The organism is Thermococcus paralvinellae, assembly GCF_000517445.1.
GTDB lineage: Archaea > Methanobacteriota_B > Thermococci > Thermococcales > Thermococcaceae > Thermococcus_B > Thermococcus_B paralvinellae.
This window is the reverse complement of record NZ_CP006965.1, coordinates 41,038-56,807: the sequence shown is the minus strand read 5'-3', so window position 1 is coordinate 56,807 and position 15,770 is coordinate 41,038. Positions and strand designations below refer to the sequence as shown.

Sequence of the window (15,770 nt, the reverse complement as noted above, 5' to 3'; positions counted from 1 at the left end):
TATCACTCTTCCACTTCAATAATTGCAATAGGTTCTCCTATAGGAACTTCATCTCCAACATCATGTAAAATCTCAACTAAAATACCGCTTGCTGGGGATTCCACTTCCCCAGTTATTTTTTCTGACTCTACTGTTGCAATAACTTCTCCTTTTTCTACTCTTTCACCTACTTTCTTTTTCCATTCTACTATTGTTCCTTTCGTCATTGTTAGACCAAATTTTGGCATGATAACATTTACTTTTTTCATTGTTGTCACCTCGAAATAACAATTTTCTTAGGTTACTGACTCGTGATTTGTATATAATTCTTGCGAAAAACGTATATATAAATTTTGCAGATAATGACATTGGTAAAATCTATTCTTGGGTATAATCTAAACCTACTGGAGGGAAACGAAATGCCAGTGGAAGAAATCCCAAAAGAGACTCTCTTGTGGATGTACGAGACTATGGTTAGGATAAGGGTTCATGAAGAAAGAGTAGCAGAACTCTTTGCTCAAGGAAAAGTTCCAGGCTTTGTACACCTATACACTGGAGAAGAAGCCATTGCAGCAGGAATTATGGCCCATTTGAGAAAAGACGACTTTATTACAAGCACCCACAGAGGACATGGGCACTATATAGCAAAGGGAGGAGACATTAAAGCCTCAATGGCTGAGCTTTTTGGAAAAAAGACGGGAAGCTGTAAGGGCAAGGGTGGCTCAATGCATATTGCCGATCTAGATGTAGGAGAATTAGGAGCAAATGGTATTGTCGGTGGTGGAATCCCCCATGCAGTGGGAGCAGCATTGGGGATAAAACTAAATGGTCTCGATAGCGTGGCAGTTGCATTCTTTGGGGATGGTGCAGCTAACCAAGGGACTTTTCATGAATCTTTGAACCTAGCATCGATATGGAAACTTCCAGTTGTTTTTGTTTGTGAGAATAACCAATACCAAATATCCCTTCCAGCAAAAGAGCATACAAATGTTAAAGACATCGCTGAAAGAGCAAAGGCATATGGAATTCCTGGAGTTGCTGTTGATGGCCAGGATGTTTTAGCAGTTTATGAAGTTGCAAAAGAGGCCATTGAAAGGGCAAGAAGAGGGGAAGGTCCAACACTGATAGAAGTAAAGACCTACAGGTTTAGAGGACACTTTGAGGGTGATCCACAAGTTTACAGGTCAAAAGAAGAAATTGAATGGTGGAAAGAAAACAAAGACCCAATAAAGATCTTTGAGAAAGTTCTCTTAGAAAAGGGAATATTTACAAAAGAAGAACTTGAGCAGGTTTGGGAAAGAGCAAGGAAAGAAATTGAAGAAGCCGTGAAATTTGCAGAGGAAAGTCCATGGCCCACAAAGGAGGATTTAACGGAAGACGTGTTTTCTACCCCAACTAAGGGGGTGTTAGTATGGCAATGGTGAGAGAAATTACCTTCGCTCAAGCTATAAACGAAGCATTGGATTACGAAATGTCAAAAGATGAAAAAGTAATAATTATGGGTGAAGATGTAGGAAGATATGGAGGAATTTTTGGAGCAACTGCAGGGCTTTATGAGAAATACGGTCCCGAAAGAGTAAGAGACACACCAATAAGTGAGGCTGGTTTTATTGGAGCCGCTATAGGAGCCGCTGCTACAGGTCTTCTAAGACCGGTAGTAGAACTCATGTTTATAGATTTCCTCGGAGTTACATTCGATCAGATATTCAACCAAGCAGCAAAAATGAGGTATATGTTTGGTGGAAAAGCAAAAATTCCGATGGTTCTAAGAACAACCTGTGGAGCCGGCTTTGCAGCTGCAGCTCAACACTCACAATCACTTCACGCCCTCTTTGTTCATGTCCCTGGACTAAAAGTGGTCATGCCATCCACACCCTATGACGCAAAAGGGTTGCTAATTTCATCAATAGAGGACGACGACCCCGTAATCTTTATAGAACATAAAGGCCTTTACGGGATTAAAGGACCAGTTCCTGAAGAACCATACACAATCCCATTGGGAGAAGCTGACGTTAAGAAGGAAGGAAAAGATGTTACAATTGTTGCAACAGCGGCAATGGTTCACAAAGCATTAGAAGCCGCAAAGAAGCTTGAGGAAGAAGGAATAAGCGTCGAAGTGGTTGACCCAAGAACTTTAGTTCCTTTAGATGTCGATACAATAGTCAATTCAATAAAGAAGACTGGAAGGTTAGTTGTTGTCGATGAAGGTTATCCAAGATGTAGCTTTGCAACAGATATAGCGGCAATAGCTGCAAGTAAAGCATTTGAATACTTAAAGGCTCCTGTTAAACTTGTAACTCCCCCAGCAACCCCAATTCCATTTAGTCCGGCCCTAGAAAAAGAATGGATTCCAAGTGCTGAAAAGATCGAAAAAGCTGTCAAAGAAATTCTTTGACCTTTCCTATTTAATTTTTGGTGGTGGAAAGATGGCGTTGAAAGCTGCTTTTATATTTGTAGCTCCTAAGGCAGACCCTAAAAAGCACAGAGCTGTAGTTGCAACACCGATTGTAGAACTCCACGTAGTTGGAGTTAAAAATTATAATGAAGCTTGTGAGGTGGCAAAAGAACTTGTGGATGAAGGAATTGCCGCAATTGAACTTTGCGGCGGATTTGGACATGTTGGGGTAGCAAAAATCGCTGAAGCTGTAGGAGGCAAAGTGCCAGTAGGTGTTGTTAGATTTGATATACACCCTGGCCTAGAAAACAAGAGCGGAGATGAATTCTTTATGTGACTGAACCCATAATCCAAATGGACAGGTTAAGAATAATCAAAACCCAAGTCTTTTTAATTTTCTCTTTTTAACGCTCTAATTTCTTAACTCCCTCTTTAGTGCCAACTAAGACAATATCAGCTATATCTGCGAAGATTCCATTCTCCACAACGCCAGGAATATTGTTGAGTTCAATCTCTAAATCCAGAGGGTCTTCAATCCTTTCAAACTTAGCATCAAGTATGAAGTTTCCGTTGTCCGTAACTACAGGGCCGTCTTTCTTAACACCCATTCTGAGATCAGCTGTAGCATTGAAAACTTCAAGCTCTTCCTTTATAACCCTCCAAGCTGCTGGAATTACCTCAATCGGAACAGGCATTTTTTGGCCGAGATATTCTACAAGCTTGGACTCATCAACGAGAACGAGAAAAGTTCCAGCTCTGTACTCGATAATTTTCTCCATTGTTAAAGCTGCTCCCCTGCCTTTAATTAGATTCAAATGCGGGTCAACCTCATCTGCCCCATCAACGGCTATATCTATTGCATCAACTTCGTCTAAGCTGACAACAGGAACTCCACTTTCCAAAGCCAAAATTCTCGCTTGATATGAAGTTGGCAATCCATAAACATCAAAAAGCTCTTCGTTCATAATCATTTTGCCCAACATTTTGATGAAATACGCTGTTGTGGAACCAGTACCTAATCCAACTATCATGTCGTCCTCAATATATTTCAAAGCCTCCTTTGCAACCAGCTTTTTCATCTCCTCAGTATTCATCATTCATCCCTTTGTTGCGTTATACAATAAGCTCTGATTTGAGTAGAACACAGGTTGTTGTGGAAGCACTATGTTGTATACAAGTATTGTGAAGTAGAACCAGAACAACAGGAAGCCCCAAAATGATTTCCTAAGGAGAACATTGTCGTCTTGCAGCTCTCCAGGGAGGTCCTTAATGGTTGCTTTAATCACTTTGGGAGTCAGGAAATACAGAAGTAAACCAGCAACGTAGCCGAGATTAGCGTTAGCAGAAAGCACACCACTGATTACTCCACCTAAAGCTCCCATTGCATAGATGACGAGTGACACTTTATTTTCAACTCTCACGTTTCCCACCTAAAAGGCTTAGTATTTAAAGGTCTTTAAAATTCTTTCTATTCTTCAAAGTTCTCCAATAAACGCTGTCCCTTCTCAGTCAATTTATAGTAAATTCTCCTTCCCTTCTTATACGCTTCTTCTATGAGCCCTAAGCTCTCAAGCTCTTTAATGTGCTGGTAAACAGCCTGATATTTCATTGGCTTTTCTAAATTCTCCCATATTTCATAACCATACATAGGTTTTTCTTTCAGCAATTTTAGGATTTTAAGTTTGGTCCCACCAATTGAAAACTTCTCACGCTCCTCTATGTAGTAGCTCTTGAGCCCAGAGCCAGTGACAATGAGGACAATTCTGTCATCTTTTTCAAAATATCCATCATCATTGAGCTTAAGGAGAGCTGGAACTACAACAGCAGAAGCATATTCAGCGAAAACTCCCTCTTTGGCTAACATCCTCTCCCCTAAGTCAAGTTCATCTTCCCCCACTATAACAGCTGTTCCACCACTTTCTTTCACAGCTTTAACTGCTCTCTCTCGATTTACTGGGTCTTTAACATAAAGCCCCAGGGCTTTCGTGAACTCTCTCTTCGGTTTTATCCCCAGAATTTCACTTGCTATTGGATTGCACCTATCTGTCTGAACAGCTATTAGTCTCGGCAACTCATCAATTGCTCCAATATTCCAAAGCTCTTTAAAGCCCTTATAAATGCTGTAGAGGTTGCTCCCGCTTCCTGTTGGGACAACAACATGTGTTGGGTTTATTTCCTCCCAAAGCTCAAAAGCCACAGTTTTTTGCCCCTCTAATCCAATGATGTTGTTCTCTGGAGTTATATCATACAAACCATTGAGCTTTGCAAGCTCTTTAGCATAATCTATGCACTCATCAACACTCTCCCCATAGCGAATTATCTTCGCACCAAAAGCTATCATCTGGATGAGCTTTCCTTTATCAACCCTCCTTGGCACTACAACAAAAGCCTCTTTGTTAGCTCTTGCAGCGTAAGCAGCCAAAGAAGCGGCAGCATTTCCATCACTTGCAACTATAAAACCATTATCAGCATGAGGAAGACCATAAGAAACTCCAACAGTTACAAGCCTATCCCTAAAAGAGCCCGTAGGGTTTCGGGTCTCGTCTTTTATGTAGATGTTAAGATTTAGCTCTTCACCGATTTTAGCTTTCACTAAGGGAGTTCCTCCCTCTTTAAGGGTTATAATCTCATTAACTCCAGGTAAAAGTTCTTTATACCTCCATACTCCTTTCTCGCGTTTTTTCCATTTTCTAGGATCAACATTGGAGTAATCATATGTTATCTCAAGTAGCTCATCGCATAAGCATTGAGGGGGAACAAAAGAAATCCACTCTCTCCCACAGTTTGGACATCTCATGCTATCACCAAAAGATAAATAGTGAAAAGGTTACTTTAACCTTATTGCATCCAGATTGTTTGGTGCCCTTGTTGAGAGTCCGAATTTCTTGTGAATGCTGGATGCTAAGTCAAGGCATTTCTGAGGCTCACCATGGACTGTGATCACCCTTTCAGGTCTTGGCCTAACCTTTGCGACATAGCTCATGAGCTCTCTCCTATCAGCGTGACCTGAGAATCCATCAATTGTGTAAACTTCCATGTTTACCTTTATCACTTCTGTCCTTCCGCCTTCTCCAATTGTTGGAATCTCTCTAAGACCTCTCTGCACCTGTCTGCCAAGTGTTCCCTCTGCCTGATAGCTGACGAAAATTATGGCATTCCTTGGGTCTGGAGCGAGTTGCTTGAAGTATTCAACACTTGGTCCTCCAACAAGCATACCAGACGAAGCTATTATGATTGCAGGCTCTTCGCTGTCAATTATATCTTGCCTTTCCTTTGAGTTCGCAACTGGCTTAAATATCTCGTTCAGGAATGGATTGTACCCCTCATGGAATATTTGATCCCTTAGGCTTTTGCTTAAGTATTCTGGATAGGCTGTGTGAATTGCTGTTGCTTCCCAGATCATACCATCCAAATATATTGGCACGTCAATTCCACCAACTCTAGCGTACTCTTCGAGAACCATCATAATTTCCTGAGCTCTACCAACTGCCATTGCCGGGATAAGCACTTTTCCTTTCCTCTTTATTGTTTGGTGAATTACTTCTATGAGCTTTTTCTCTGCCTCTTCCCTTGGCATCTGGTAATCATTGCTACCACCATATGTTGACTCCATGACTAATGTCTCAAGTCTTGGAAATCTTGCATTAGCGGGCTCAAATAGTCTTGTTGGAATAAACTTAAAGTCTCCAGTGACAGCTACGTTGTGAAGTCCATTTCCTATATGAAGGTGAACTATAGAGGAACCTAAGATGTGTCCGGCATTGTGCAATGTGAGTCTCATATCCGGGGAAATATCCCTGACTTCTCCGTAATCAAGTGTAATTGTGTGTTTTACAACCTCCTTGATATCCTTAGGTCTATAAAGAGGCTCAATACCATTGCTCTGCTGTATTTCAATGAAATCCTTCTGAAGCAAAACCATTAAATCTCTCGTTGGTGGTGTTGTGTAAATTGGCCCATCAAATAAGTTGTAGCGGAAAAGGTATGGCAATAATCCACTGTGATCTAAGTGAGCGTGTGTAATGATTATGGCATCCAAAAGTCCTTCATTCAAAATATATCTAAATTCTGGGGCATCAAAGTGGGGAAATGCTTTTTTAGGATCGTTTAATGTCGCAACGTTTATACCAAAGTCAACCAATACAAAGCTTTCATTTGTCTGCAAGAGCAAAGCACTCCTCCCAACTTCTCTGAATCCTCCCAGGCCGGTAATCCTAATCCACTCACTCTTAAGCTCTGGTTTTCTGTAGATGTTTCTTCCAACGTTTCTGAGAAACTTTCTTCTATCTCTGCTCTCCGTTTGGAGTATCTGTCTGATTGAATAGATTGTCTGGGACTGTAGAGGTGGAGTTCTAACAACTCTCGGCGCCCAGTGAACTTTTTGAGTTATCTTTCTTAATGTCTCGCCGTTCTTTCCAATAACCAGTCCTGGCTTTTTAGCTTCGATAATAACCTCACCAACAGAGGGATCAAAACTTATGTTCGTGATTTCAGCTTCAGCTGGAACAATCTCCTTTATCAATTTTTCAGCTCTCTCAGGTGGAAGAAGAACATCGGGGTCAGGTCTAACACTAATTCTCTTTTTAAGAACCTTAGCAAGGTTCTTAATTAAATCTCCGTCTTGCATTATTGCCTCCGGGTTTTTAACATAAATAACGAGCTCAGGACCTTCAAATTCAATATCTGTTATCTTTGCTTCTCTTGGGACTATCTGGTTTATAATCTCTCTCATTTCCTTCAATATGTCATCTACAAAGCTCTCCCTCTTTATCACTTCACTCACCTCTGAAGCTAAAGACTTTTAAGAATCTTATCAACTTCGTTTTTGCTAAGTTCCTTGTATCCTCTATTTGTGAGTTTAACAACCATTATTCCATCTCCTGTAAAAACATCTCTCTTAATAGCAGTATTTATAGCCTTAACCGCTAATTTAACACCCTCATTAATGTTCATGCCCTCTTTGTATTCATTTTCTAAAACTGCATAGGCGAACTCCATACCAGAACCAGCTGAAACATAATTGTCTCCAGTCATTCCTCCAGCCATATCAACAGAATAAATCCTCGGCTTTTTATCATAGCCTCCAATTAAGAACCAACCAAAATACGGGAAGTACTTTGTTCCATTGAGAATGTTCGCTGTTAATGTTGCCAAAGCCTTAACACTCATCTCCCTACCAACCCTTGCTCTGTAAAGCTTAGCCTCTGCCCTGAGCATTCTGACAAGGCTCAAGATATCCCCAACGTTTCCTGCCCCTGCTAATGCTAAGTGCTCATCAATTTGGAAGATTTTTGTAACATTCTTTGCCATAATCATGTTTCCAAGGGCTGCTCTCATATCTGCTGCTAGCACTACTCCACCCTTACAAACAATGCCTACTGTCGTTGTTCCTTTAAATTTACTCAAGTGCAACACCCCTTTAGCAATGGTAGAACAGATAGAACTCCTACAAAACCCCCTAACTCTAAATACTATTTAAAGTTTTCGCATTTTAGGATTTCATTTATAAACCTGATTAACAAAAATTCAAATATCTTCAATGGAGGTGGGAAAATGAAAGAAGTTATTCTTTTAACCGGGCCGCCATTAAACGGCAGAGATGAGTACATTGAGGAAGCCCTAAGACTTGCGGAAGGAGAAAATTATGCTTATTATCATGTTTTTGAATACCTCAAAGAAGTAGGAAAGGACAGAGGGGTTAAAATTACAAGAAAAAATGTTCTCGACTTTGCAATAAGCCATCCAGATTTAATGAATGACATTAGAGATGAAGCTTTTGAGAAAATCAGAAAAGATATAGACGAAAGTGACAAAAAGTTTCACCTAGTCTCAACACCTTCTCTCTTCAGGTGGGGAAGCGGGAGCGTTTTGGGCTTCACACTGAGTAATTTAAAACTGTTGAAACCAGATAGGGTTGTAATAATGCTTGATGATATTCTAAGCGTCAGAAGAAGGATTATAAACGACCCAGAATGGTTCGAACGATTTGGAAATGAAAAGGATAACATAAAGCTGACCACCTTAGTTATGTGGCGTGAGGATGCAATAAACCACGTTAAAACCCTAATCCACGAACTGAAAAAAGAGGGGATAGAAGTACGCTATATCATTCAGTTTGGAATAAGACATCCCTATCAAACGTTCATAGATTTAATATTCCACGAGAAAGAGAAGCCCCTCGTTTACCTCAGCTACCCGATGACTGGGCATGAAGAGGAGTATTATCACCGCGTTAGAGGATTCTATGAAAAGCTCAGCAAGCACTTTACTGTTCTCGATCCTGGTGCTTTGGATGACTGGTGGATTGTTGCAGAGTACGACAACCAAGTCGAAAAGAATCCAGAAATAAGGAAAATCAAAATCAAGAACATCTTTGATGGAGAAGAAGTTGAGGAACTTGATAGAGAAGACATAGAGCAGGCAACCGACATTTTAAGAAGACAGTTAGTAGAAAGGGACTTTAATTTAGTTGACGTAAGCAAGGCGATAGCTGTCTATCACTATGCTGAAGGAATTTCAGCTGGAGTTATAAGTGAAATGGCAGAGGCTTACAGAACTTTGGCAGCAATTTACCTCTACTATCCATTTAAGAGGAGACCAAGCCCATTTATGGAGTTCTATGGGATGCAAAATCCGTCAAGGAGAACTATGTTCAAAGATGAAGATGAAATGATTAGCGCAATGATTGAAGAAAAGGAATACTGGGCAAAGGCCTAATTCCTCTCTTTGATTTTATGTTAATCCTAAAGAAAAGCTAATTTCATAAGCTAAGAACAATAAGAAAAGAGGAAGAAGATCACTTCTTGACCCATCCTCTGTCGAGCATTGCCTGGTAAACTCTGCTGACGGCAACGACGTAAGCTGCGTCTCTCATGTTGATGTTCTTCTCCTTGTGGGTGTTGTAGACGTCCCAGAATGCCTTGGTCATCTTCTTGTCAAGCTTTGCTCTTGTCTCTTCAACTGTCCAGTAGTCGCCGGTTATGTTCTGGATCCACTCGAAGTAGCTGACTGTAACACCACCGGCGTTACAGAGGAAGTCTGGGATTACGAGAATGCCCTTCTCGAAGAGTATCTCGTCAGCCTCTGGTGTGGTTGGACCGTTAGCAAGCTCCGCTATGATTTTTGCCTTGATGTTGTCAGCGTTCTTCTTAGTGATGACCTCCTCAATAGCAGCTGGTGCAAGGACATCAACTTCAAGCTCTAAGAGCTCTTCGTTTGTGATGTTTGTTGCTCCTGGGAAGTCCTTAACGCTACCAGTCTTCTTCTTCCACTCAAGGACTTCGTCAGCGTTGAGTCCATCTGGGTTGTAAATTCCACCTCTGCTGTCGCTGACAGCAACAACCTTCATTCCATACTCTTCGCTCATGATCTTGGCCATGTAGTAACCAGCGTTACCATAACCTTGGATTGCGATTGTCTTGCCCTTGAGGGTGTCCCATCCAAGAGCCTTGGCTGCCTCTCTGACTGTGAAGGCTCCACCTCTAGCTGTTGCGTCCATTCTTGCTATTATACCACCAACGCTTGGTGGCTTACCTGTGATGATACCGAAGGCTGGGGTCTTTCTTCTTGAAATCATCTCATACTCATCCATCATCCAAGCCATGATCTGTGGGTTAGTGTAAACGTCTGGAGCTGGAATGTCTGTGTATGGGCTGATAATGTCATAAATAGCTCTTATATAACCTCTTGCAAGTCTCTCCTTTTCTCTATCGGAGAGCTCCTTTGGATTACAGATTATACCACCCTTACCTCCACCATATGGGAGATCCATAACAGCAGTCTTCCAGGTCATCCAAGCAGCGAGAGCCTTAACAGTACTGAGTGTCTCCTCGGGGTGCCATCTAATTCCACCCTTTGTTGGACCACGAGCCCAGTTGTATTGGACTCTAAAACCAGTAAAGACCTTGACAGAACCGTCGTCCATCTCAACTGGAATTGTTACTTCAAGAATTCTTTGGGGTCTCTTTAAAAATTCCAAAGCTTCTTCACTTATGTCCATATATTGAGCAGCTCTTTCAAGTTGCTTAACAGCAATCTCAAATGGGTCTTGTTCAACCATGTTCATCCCTCCAATTTAGGTGATTGGCGATACATTTTTGGGCAATTACCTATATAAACCTTTCGCCGAAAAAGCCTGGAAAACTCTTATTTCTAAACAAAAGGTTATATAAGGAAATTTCAGCCAAAACTAAAAAATTTCCAAAACTTTTCGGCTGAAAAAAACGCTTGAAGATTTAATTTTACATACATCGATGTACATGAAAGATTACTAATGCTCTAAAATTTCAAATATATGAAATTTTTTGACAAATAACAAAATATGAGCCCTCAGAGAGAAGTCGGTCATCATTGCTCAGCTCACTCTCGTTCCAATCATCGGGCAGTACGGAATTATGGATTGAATGTTAAAAGTTTTTATGCATATAGTTGAACAAATATCGAAACGGTCTGGAAATCCCACCGAAAAGACCAAAAATCTTTTACTTTTCTCTATGGTATTGAAAAAATGACAAAGATGCCATTTACTTACTTTTAAGCTTGAGTAAATCGTCTTTTGCCGAAATCAAAAAAGAGAAAGCTTTATTAATGGGTACAAGAGTATAATGTAATTGCAAATATTTGAGCATTGCTGCAGTATTTTGGTATATAAAGATTGGGGTGAAGCACTATGGAGCAAAGAGATAGATGGGCAACCAAACTTGGTTTGATTTTAGCTATGGCGGGAAACGCCATAGGACTCGGTAACTTCTGGAGATTCCCCTACCAGCTTGCCAGCAACGGTGGCGGTGCCTTCATGATACCGTATTTCATAGCACTGTTCTTCCTTGGAATTCCAGTCATGTGGATTGAGTGGACAACAGGAAGATACGGTGGAAAATACGGACACGGTACATTGGGACCAATGTTCTACCTGATGGCAAGAGAAAGCCTAAAGCCAAAGGGTGCATTAATCTTTGGTATCATCGGCGGTATGCTAGCATTCGCAGTTTCATCATTGCTAAGCTCATACTACTACCAAGTTATCGGATGGTCAGCTGCTTACACATACTACAGCTTAACTGGAGCCTACTTTGGAAAAGACACAGTTCAGTTCTTCCTAAGCTATGTGGCAAACACCAAGGCAGTCATATTCTTCTGGGGTATAACGATGGTTCTCTTAGGCATAGCAGTTGGACAGGGTGTCAGCAAGGGTATTGAGAGATGGGTTAAGGTAATGATGCCACTGTTGTATGTATTTGCTATCTTACTAGTTATCAGAGCTTTAACCCTTGGTTCACCAGTTAAACCAGAATGGAGCTCAATCAAAGGTTTAGAATACATTTGGACACCCAACTTCACAGCATTGAAGGAGAACTTCTTCAAAATAAGCTTAGCTGCTGCAGGACAGATATTCTTCACGTTAAGCTTAGGTATGGGTATCATTCACAACTATGCCAGCTATCTTGGACCAGAAGATGATGTTGCTCTCTCCGGTTTGGCAACAGTATCACTTAACGAGTTTGCTGAGGTTATCCTTGGTGGTTCATTAGCTATCCCAATCGCATTCGCATACTTAGGACCAGAGCAAGCAGTCAAGGGTGGTGTCGGATTAGCTTACATGGCACTGCCAAACGTTTTCATGCACATGCCTGGAGGAAGGATATTCGGTGCAATGTGGTTCCTTTTACTCTGGTTCGCAGGGTTCACATCAGCCATCGCAACATACAACTATCTGGTTGCAATGCTTGAAGAAGACCTAAAGATTGACAGAAAAGTTGGTACATGGGTTGTGTTTGTATTCCTGTTCCTCCTCGGACTGCCAGTGGCATTAGACAGCAGCTTAGTCTACCTGAGTGAGCTAGACATGTGGGTTGGTTCATACTTCCTAGTGCTACTTGGATTCTTCGATGTCATCGTAGGTGTATGGCTCTTCAAGCCAGACAACTTCTGGGAGGAGCTCCACAAGGGTGCATTTATCAACGTTCCAGAGTGGTTCAAGCCAATTATAATGTACATCGCCCCAATATTCATGGCCATATTGCTCATTGGAAACACAAAGGACTACTACAGCATGGGTGCGTTAAGCTTCCACGTCTCAAAAGCTTATGTCGAGAATGTCCTTGGTGGTGCATACCCAGATGCAGTGCCACTAGTCCTTAAAGCAAGAATAGTAATCCTCATAATCCTCATCATTGGTGCTATCGAAGCATACTTAGCAATCAAGAAGAAGTACGGAGAAGAGCTTGAGAAGAACGAAGTCATCATCAAGGTGTGAGGTGGTGAAAAATGAAGGCCAGTGCTTTAGCTTTCCTACTCTTTGCATGGGGTTCAATATTTTTCATGATGTACTGGAGCATTACCAAGCTCCTCAAGGCTGAGCAACAGCAAAAGGCTTAAAGCCTCTTCTTTTCCTTTTTAAATTTAGGAGGTGTATTTTGTGAAGAGCCCAGGAATTCTTAAGGAGACTGCAGAGGTTCTCAGACAGACGAAAGAAAGGGTGTTAAACCTAAAAGCACTTTCAGAAAAAAATAAGCAGAAAGTTTTGAGATTATTAGATGAAGCTGCAAGGAATTTTGAAGAGCTTTCTAGTGATGTCGTCATTGACAATGTAGAACTTGCTGAGTTCTTCCACAGAAAAGCTGTTGAGCTGAAGAACAACACATACGACAAAAGGATAGAGCGTCTTGGAGAGAAAGAGTATGTTAGAGATGTAGAGAGGATAAACAGATACTCAAAAGCCGCTCCTTATGACTTCTCAGGCAAGATAAAAGAACTCAATAAAGTTTATAAGGCATATCTCTATGGATTAGTCCCGTTCTTCATTATATCGGGTGTTTTCGGACCAGCATATGCTATAACTGCATTGATATTAGTAATACCAGCGTTATTGTCACTCTTTAGTATGAAAAAGAGGGGAAGCCTTGGACTAATGCTGGCATATGCTGTTATCCCAATCCCACTGATAATGGGTGCCATGACAATCAGATACAGCATCTGGGCATTAATGAATCAACAGGAAGTGCAAAAAGTTGCTGAAGCACTAGGGAAAAGCATAGGATTTGCACAAGCTACATTGATTCTCCTTCTTGTTCTAAGCGTACTTGAGTTTACACTGTTGAGCTATGCAGCTTATGGTCTTTACAAGCACAGGCATGCATTTCTCTAATAAAGAGCCTCGTTTCCTTTTTCTCCAGTCCTTATTCTTATGGCATCATAAACTGGCAGAATGAAGATCTTTCCATCCCCAGGGATTCCCCTTCTCGCGTTTCTTACTATGGCATCAACAACTTTCTCAACATCTTCATCTTTAACCACAATTTCAATCTTGAGTTTTGGCAACAAATCATAAGGTGGAACTCCTCCTTGAACACCCCTACCTTTAACAGGATATACAGTCAGGGGAATGATGCCAAGCTGCTTAAGAGCGCTTTTAACTTTCTCAAAATCTTCTTCCCTAATAATAGCCTCAACTTTTCTCATAATTATCACCAACATAGTTTCAACTTAGATAAAGATAAAGGTTTCCTTTTTACAATAAAGATTTTGCAAAGACTTAAGAAAAAGGGGAGATTTATTTAAATTTGACTCAAATCTTCAATCGTCTTTATTCCAGATTTTTCTTTTCCTTGAAACTCTCTTTTTCTTCTGGAACCTCTGGAGGTTCTATGTATTCAGGAAGAGTGGGAGGTTCTTCACTGACATAGACCTCAATGTTTATCGGATGAAATGGATTGTCTTTCTCCTCAATCTCCTCTAGGAATTTCATCTCCTTGAATTCATTATTCTTAAAGTACTCCTCCAAGGCATTTGCCAGACGGTGGAAGGCATTTACATGCTCAAGGAGTCTCCTCTTTCCATACTCTTTAGCCTGAGCAGTTGTTATAAGGAATGGCCAATCACTGCTCTCAATCAGCAAAAGCTCCCTTCCAAGCTGCTCTAAGACCCTATCCCCAAACTCATCTTCATGGAGGTATTTGCTCACTAAAGCAACCATTCTGTCCTCGGCTTTGTGTATGTGTCCCCACATCCATTCAACCTCAGGATTCCACCATGTGTAATGGGTTCCGTACATTCCCCATGAACCTTCTGGGAGTTCTATCTCATACCTCTCCCCTTTATAACTCTCAAGGAATCTTGAAATCGTAGTTGTTTCTATTCCTTCTTCGCTCATTAACTCCAATACACGGCCAAGCCACTTGACGCCTTCAAACCACCAATGACCAAAGAGCTCAGTATCATATGGAGCAACTATTATGCCTTTCTCTCCCGTCTCTTTCTCATAGTTTTCAAGCAATTCCTTCACCAAACTAACGAAGTGCCTTGCATGTTCTTCTACTCTCTCCAAAGCTTTTTCTGGAACATAGGGCTCTTTATCCCCTAAATCAATATGCTTTCCAGTAACACGCCAGTACTGACCTCCGCTCTTCTCTGCTTTCTTGTGAAATTCTCTGTACCAGAAATCTCCAGGATATCCAATATCAGCACTCCAAACCTGCAACCCTGTTTCCCTGTTCCTTGCAAAGACCGCTATGTTTGTGCCTTTTATGAAGTATGGTCTCAACGTTGATTTCGGAGTCTTGGCTGGAAGGATTTTTCCATAACCAAAGCTTGCAGGCCCTTCATCAATGAGATGACTTTCAACAAAAAAGAACTTAAGGTTGTACTTTTCCAAGAACTTCTCCAAACCTTTTCTCCACAAAATTTCTCCACTGCTTGGGCTCTGCCAAAAGCCTTCTGGACGATAGGCACATTCTGGGAGCCATATACCATTTGGCTTTCTTCCAAAGTGCTTCTCATAAGTTAATATTCCATTTATGAGCTGGCCTTCAATTGCTTCATCTCTTCCCAAGAGAGGCAGATAACCGTGAGTTGCTGCCGAAGTTATGATTTCGATGTATCCCTCATCCTGAAACTGCTTGAATTTCCCAATTATGTCACCATTGATGCTCTTCCAATACTCAAAGACTTCTTCAAAGTAATTGAGCATGTATTCGACAGCTTTCTTTAACTTAGCGTCTTTAAACTTCTTCAAATCCTCACGCATAGCGTTGAGCTTCCTCTCCATATATTCCTCAAACTCAGCTTTCATATACTCATCAGCAAGCTGCTCCGCTAAAATCGGTGTTATCCCGATAACCAGTTGAAACTCAACACCTTTCTTTTTTAAGCGCTCAAATTCCATTAAAAGAGGGATATAACTCTCTGCTATCGCTTCAAATATCCACTCTTCTCCAAACGGCCATTTGCCGTGCTGTCTCACATAAGGGATGTGAGTGTGCAGTACAAACGTAAAATATCCCCTCACCATAAAATACACCTCCAAGCTTAAATTTCATTGATCATTAATTATTTTTGAGTATTTAACAATTTCGGAATGGAAATGCCTTTTATAGCTTAAAAATGGTTTATGGTGGTG

At 41.1% G+C, this 15,770-nt stretch carries 15 protein-coding genes; 6 read left to right on the top strand and 9 right to left on the bottom strand.

Annotation, left to right across the window (positions count from 1 at the left end):
• Positions 1–2: 2 nt before the first annotated feature.
• Entirely contained in the window at positions 3–248 is a 246-nt protein-coding gene (locus TES1_RS00280; RefSeq protein ID WP_042679160.1) for a biotin/lipoyl-containing protein, read from the bottom strand.
• Between the two features lie 150 nt (positions 249–398).
• On the opposite strand from TES1_RS00280, the gene TES1_RS00275 reads away from it, so the two are divergent.
• From TES1_RS00275 to TES1_RS00265, 3 genes are read left to right on the top strand one after another with little or no spacing between them, the layout of a single operon-like run.
• A complete protein-coding gene (locus tag TES1_RS00275; protein ID WP_042679158.1) occupies positions 399–1,403 on the top strand; it encodes a thiamine pyrophosphate-dependent dehydrogenase E1 component subunit alpha in 1,005 nt (334 codons plus the stop codon).
• Positions 1,391–2,374, top strand: coding sequence for an alpha-ketoacid dehydrogenase subunit beta (locus tag TES1_RS00270; RefSeq protein ID WP_320406866.1), 984 nt, complete (start codon positions 1,391–1,393; stop codon positions 2,372–2,374). Before TES1_RS00275 ends, TES1_RS00270 begins: the two co-directional genes overlap by 13 nt.
• Positions 2,375–2,405: 31 nt before the next feature.
• Positions 2,406–2,711, top strand: coding sequence for a DUF6506 family protein (locus TES1_RS00265; protein WP_042679156.1), 306 nt, complete (start codon positions 2,406–2,408; stop codon positions 2,709–2,711).
• Between the two features lie 67 nt (positions 2,712–2,778).
• Here the strand turns inward: TES1_RS00265 and rpiA are convergent, their stop codons facing one another.
• From rpiA to psmB, 5 genes are read right to left on the bottom strand one after another with little or no spacing between them, the layout of a single operon-like run.
• Positions 2,779–3,468: a ribose-5-phosphate isomerase RpiA gene (gene rpiA, locus TES1_RS00260; protein WP_042682605.1), complete on the bottom strand. Its 690-nt coding sequence runs from the start codon at positions 3,466–3,468 to the stop codon at positions 2,779–2,781.
• A gap of 3 nt (positions 3,469–3,471) precedes the next feature.
• Complete coding sequence (locus TES1_RS00255) at positions 3,472–3,795, bottom strand: hypothetical protein (protein ID WP_042679154.1); 324 nt, start codon at positions 3,793–3,795, stop codon at positions 3,472–3,474.
• A 47-nt stretch (positions 3,796–3,842) separates the two neighbouring features.
• Positions 3,843–5,171, bottom strand: coding sequence for a threonine synthase (thrC, locus tag TES1_RS00250; RefSeq protein WP_042679150.1), 1,329 nt, complete (start codon positions 5,169–5,171; stop codon positions 3,843–3,845).
• Between the two features lie 30 nt (positions 5,172–5,201).
• Positions 5,202–7,148, bottom strand: a complete 1,947-nt coding sequence (locus tag TES1_RS00245) for a beta-CASP ribonuclease aCPSF1 (RefSeq protein WP_042679148.1) — start codon at positions 7,146–7,148, stop codon at positions 5,202–5,204.
• Positions 7,149–7,165: 17 nt separating this feature from the next.
• A complete protein-coding gene (gene psmB / locus TES1_RS00240) occupies positions 7,166–7,789 on the bottom strand; it encodes an archaeal proteasome endopeptidase complex subunit beta (protein ID WP_042679147.1) in 624 nt (207 codons plus the stop codon).
• A gap of 138 nt (positions 7,790–7,927) precedes the next feature.
• Here psmB and TES1_RS00235 point away from each other — a divergent pair, with 138 nt between their 5' ends.
• Positions 7,928–9,091 (top strand): hypothetical protein, encoded by a 1,164-nt coding sequence (locus tag TES1_RS00235; RefSeq protein WP_042679145.1) that lies wholly within the window; start codon positions 7,928–7,930, stop codon positions 9,089–9,091.
• A gap of 79 nt (positions 9,092–9,170) precedes the next feature.
• Here TES1_RS00235 and gdhA read toward each other — a convergent pair whose 3' ends face one another.
• Positions 9,171–10,433: a glutamate dehydrogenase gene (gene gdhA, locus TES1_RS00230; RefSeq protein WP_042679143.1), complete on the bottom strand. Its 1,263-nt coding sequence runs from the start codon at positions 10,431–10,433 to the stop codon at positions 9,171–9,173.
• A 609-nt stretch (positions 10,434–11,042) separates the two neighbouring features.
• On the opposite strand from gdhA, the gene TES1_RS00225 reads away from it, so the two are divergent.
• On the top strand, positions 11,043–12,629 hold the full coding sequence (locus TES1_RS00225) for a sodium-dependent transporter (protein WP_042679141.1): 1,587 nt from the start codon (positions 11,043–11,045) through the stop codon (positions 12,627–12,629).
• A 162-nt stretch (positions 12,630–12,791) separates the two neighbouring features.
• Positions 12,792–13,520 (top strand): hypothetical protein, encoded by a 729-nt coding sequence (locus TES1_RS00220; RefSeq protein WP_042679139.1) that lies wholly within the window; start codon positions 12,792–12,794, stop codon positions 13,518–13,520.
• Here the strand turns inward: TES1_RS00220 and TES1_RS00215 are convergent.
• Both TES1_RS00215 and TES1_RS00210 read right to left on the bottom strand, forming a co-directional pair.
• On the bottom strand, positions 13,517–13,834 hold the full coding sequence (locus TES1_RS00215) for a P-II family nitrogen regulator (RefSeq protein ID WP_042679137.1): 318 nt from the start codon (positions 13,832–13,834) through the stop codon (positions 13,517–13,519). The genes TES1_RS00220 and TES1_RS00215 overlap by 4 nt on opposite strands.
• 124 nt (positions 13,835–13,958) lie before the next feature.
• On the bottom strand, positions 13,959–15,659 hold the full coding sequence (locus TES1_RS00210; protein WP_144080619.1) for a 1,4-alpha-glucan branching protein: 1,701 nt from the start codon (positions 15,657–15,659) through the stop codon (positions 13,959–13,961).
• Positions 15,660–15,770: the final 111 nt, after the last annotated feature.

What these genes read in the sequence shown, in the direction of transcription:
- TES1_RS00225 (WP_042679141.1), top strand. Translation starts at nt 11,043, where the DNA reads ATGGAGCAAAGAGATAGATGGGCAACCAAACTTGGTTTGATTTTAGCT.
- rpiA (WP_042682605.1), bottom strand. Translation starts at nt 3,468, where the DNA reads ATGAATACTGAGGAGATGAAAAAGCTGGTTGCAAAGGAGGCTTTGAAA.
- TES1_RS00270 (WP_320406866.1), top strand. Translation starts at nt 1,391, where the DNA reads ATGGCAATGGTGAGAGAAATTACCTTCGCTCAAGCTATAAACGAAGCA.
- thrC (WP_042679150.1), bottom strand. Translation starts at nt 5,171, where the DNA reads ATGAGATGTCCAAACTGTGGGAGAGAGTGGATTTCTTTTGTTCCCCCT.
- TES1_RS00215 (WP_042679137.1), bottom strand. Translation starts at nt 13,834, where the DNA reads ATGAGAAAAGTTGAGGCTATTATTAGGGAAGAAGATTTTGAGAAAGTT.
- TES1_RS00235 (WP_042679145.1), top strand. Translation starts at nt 7,928, where the DNA reads ATGAAAGAAGTTATTCTTTTAACCGGGCCGCCATTAAACGGCAGAGAT.
- TES1_RS00280 (WP_042679160.1), bottom strand. Translation starts at nt 248, where the DNA reads ATGAAAAAAGTAAATGTTATCATGCCAAAATTTGGTCTAACAATGACG.
- TES1_RS00275 (WP_042679158.1), top strand. Translation starts at nt 399, where the DNA reads ATGCCAGTGGAAGAAATCCCAAAAGAGACTCTCTTGTGGATGTACGAG.
- gdhA (WP_042679143.1), bottom strand. Translation starts at nt 10,433, where the DNA reads ATGGTTGAACAAGACCCATTTGAGATTGCTGTTAAGCAACTTGAAAGA.
- TES1_RS00265 (WP_042679156.1), top strand. Translation starts at nt 2,406, where the DNA reads ATGGCGTTGAAAGCTGCTTTTATATTTGTAGCTCCTAAGGCAGACCCT.